The 2,318-nt window shown below is 50.8% G+C and carries 2 protein-coding genes; both read right to left on the reverse strand.

Annotation, left to right across the window (positions count from 1 at the left end):
* A partial coding sequence (locus tag AC6F7T_RS03775; RefSeq protein WP_500716649.1) for a four helix bundle protein occupies positions 1-184 on the reverse strand: 184 nt, incomplete at its 3' end.
* Between the two features lie 51 nt (positions 185-235).
* Positions 236-2,077 carry a molecular chaperone HtpG gene (htpG, locus tag AC6F7T_RS03780; RefSeq protein ID WP_500716650.1) on the reverse strand — a complete coding sequence of 614 codons (1,842 nt, stop codon included), beginning with the start codon at positions 2,075-2,077 and terminating at the stop codon, positions 236-238.
* Positions 2,078-2,318: the final 241 nt, after the last annotated feature.

Here is a 2,318-nt window from a genome sequence, read left to right on the forward strand (position 1 = left end):
CTTTACTACCATACCTGGCAGCCCCCTCCGCAATATTTGATGGTATAGAAATCGCTGCCCGGCGCATCTGCTGAGACAACCCAAACCGCTCTTCAATTGGAAAATGTGCAGTCATGTCGTATATAGCTTTAACCAAACGCATTGACAGCTTCCAAGCTTCCAATTTTTCATGGCCCTTTTCCATGTCCCCCCCCCTGTCCCTACTACCTATTCCCCATTACCCACTCCCCACCAATCAGATCATTCCAAGGAGCTTCCCACTACGCTCCATAAAACCGGCCATGCGTTCTTTGCTGATGGCTTGATGGGAGAGCATGGCGAGGTCGTAAATCTGGTCGATGAGCATGTTGGCAGTGTCCGTGTCGCCGACATCCTGCAAGGCCAGCACCTTGGCAATAGCCGGGCTGGCGGTGTTGACCATCAGGGTGTGGTCGGCAAACAGGTCGGGCATTTCCTTGCCCTGCCCCATCATCCGCGTCATTTCCTTAAAACGGCGCTGCTGCTCGTTGAGCAGAATCATTCCCGGCACCGATTCGTCTTTGAGGGTCTCAACGCGAATGTGCAAGCCCTTGATGTCGAGATGATCCTTGAAAATCTTTTCGATCTTCTCTTCCTTGGTCTGATTGTCGTCACCAGTGACAATCTTTTTCGAAGCATCGTGTTCCAGCAGATTTTCGGTGATATCGGAATCGACCCGCTCGAACTTGAGATCCTTGTTCTTCGACTCAAGAAACTGGATGAAATGATTATCGATCATCGCATCGAGGATCAGTGCCTCCAACCCTTGCGATTTGAACAGCCTCAGATAGGTTGCCTGAGCGCCCTCATCATTGGCGTAATAGACCTTGTTTTCGTGCTTTTCCTTGCCGCGCTCAAGATACGCCGGCAGGGTGGTGTAACGCTCCTCGCCGGTGGAACGGTAAATCACCTGATCCTTGACCTTGTCGTAAAACTTGTCCTCGCGCATCATGCCGTATTTGACAAAGGAATGGATATCCTCCCAGATCGGTACGAACACCTCATGATCCTTTTTCGCCAGGTCGACAATCTTTGCAGCCACGCGACCGCTGATCACCTCACGGATTTTACGTACCTGCGGGTCGTTCTGCAGGTAGCTGCGTGAAACGTTCAACGGCAGATCGGGAGCATCCAGGGTGCCCTGCAACGGCGTCAGAAACTCCGGAATCAGCTCCGGCGTGCTATCGGAGACGAACACCTGGTTACAGAACAGGTTGATGTGGCTGCGGCTGACGTCAAATTCATTGGTCAGACGCGGGAAGTAGAGAATCCCCTTGAGGTTAAAAGGAAAATCAATGTTCAGATGGATCCAGAACAAGGGATCATCCGACATGGGGTAGAGCTTGCGGTAAAACTCCTTGTACTCATCCTCACTGATCTCCGTTGCGGCCCTGGTCCACAGGGGGTTTTTGTCATTGACCTCTTCCCCTTCGAGGCAAATGGAGACCGGCAGGAAGTTACAATATTTCTTGATCAGTTCACGCACTTTATGGGGCTCAAGGAATTCCTTTTCATCATCATTCAGATGGAGGATAACCTCGGTGCCGCGCTTGTCCTTGTCGATTTCCTCGATGACGTAACTGGTCGTCCCTTCACATTTCCAGTGTACCCCCTTCGCCTCGTTCTGATAGGACAGGGTGCGGATTTCCACCGTCTCGGCCACCATGAAACTGGAATAAAAACCCAGGCCGAAATGACCGATGATCTGGTTTTTATCTTCGAGGTCCTTGAACTTTTCGACAAAGTCCTCAGCTGAGGAAAACGCCACCTGGTTGATATACTTGCGCACCTCATCGGCGGTCATGCCGATGCCGTTGTCGGAAACGCTCAAGGTACCGGCATCCTTGTCAATGTGGATATTGACCTGGTATTCGTCAGAAAGCTGCAAGCCTTCCAGCAGGTTGACGTTCTGCAGCTTGTGAATGGCATCCACCGCGTTGGAAATCAGCTCACGCAGGAAGATATCCTTGTCGCTGTAGAGCCATTTTTTGATGATGGGGAAAATATTCTCGGTGTGAATGGAAATCTGACCTTGTTCTTTGTTGACTTTCTTGCTCATCTTGGTTCAATCCTCCGTAAAAATATTGATCATTATTCTGATCGAAAAGTCGCTGTTGGCAAAGGCGGAAGCATAACATATCCGGATTATTTTTGCAGAAAACATACCCCCAATATGATGGTTCCAACCGTAGGGGCGCAATTCATTGCGCCCTGTTTTTCGATGTATCACGACCATCGGGGGCACCACGACAATCGGACACGGCACGACAATCGGGCACGGCACGACAATCGGGCACGGC

The sequence above is a fragment of the Pelovirga sp. genome, from assembly GCF_059864205.1.